1 pseudogene is annotated in these 540 nt (G+C 38.9%); it reads left to right on the top strand.

The annotated features are described in order from the left end of the window. Positions 1-540 (top strand): annotated as a pseudogene (locus ACFIMA_RS09975) (tyrosine-type recombinase/integrase); the annotation flags it as partial.

Here is a 540-nt window from a genome sequence, read left to right as displayed (position 1 = left end):
AAAAATGGTAAATGGTTTACACCTTTACGCCTTCATATTCTCCCTAAATTAGGCTGTCTACCCATTTCAGAGATTACACAAACAGAGATACGCAATATTCTTGCCCCTATTTGGCATACAAAAGCTAGAACTGCTCGAACAGCATTGATGCGTCTTAATCTTTGTCTTAAACATGCTGCTGCCTTGGGTTTAGATGTTGATTTACAAGCAACAGAAAAAGCACAAGCTTTATTAGGCAAACAACGCTATAAGATCACGAATAGACCAGCTATGGATTGGAGAGAAGTGCCGGCTTTTATCAGACGCTTTGTAAAACAACAACCATAACATATCTGGCATTACGTTTGCTTATTTTGACAGGCGTTCGTACACGTCCTTTACGTTATATCCATAAAGATCAAGTTGATGGGGATATCTGGACAATCCCTGCTGAAAATATGAAAGGAAGACGGGATGCTACAACAGAATTTCGCGTGCCTTTATCAACTGAAGCATTAGACATTTTAAAACAAGCACGATTGCTTTCTCGTAATGATTTCT

Origin of the sequence: Bartonella sp. AP88HLJMH, assembly GCF_042195605.1 — a bacterium.
In the GTDB taxonomy this organism is placed as follows: domain Bacteria; phylum Pseudomonadota; class Alphaproteobacteria; order Rhizobiales; family Rhizobiaceae; genus Bartonella.
Note: the sequence above shows the minus strand (reverse complement) of the source record. Positions and strands in the feature narration are given on the sequence as shown.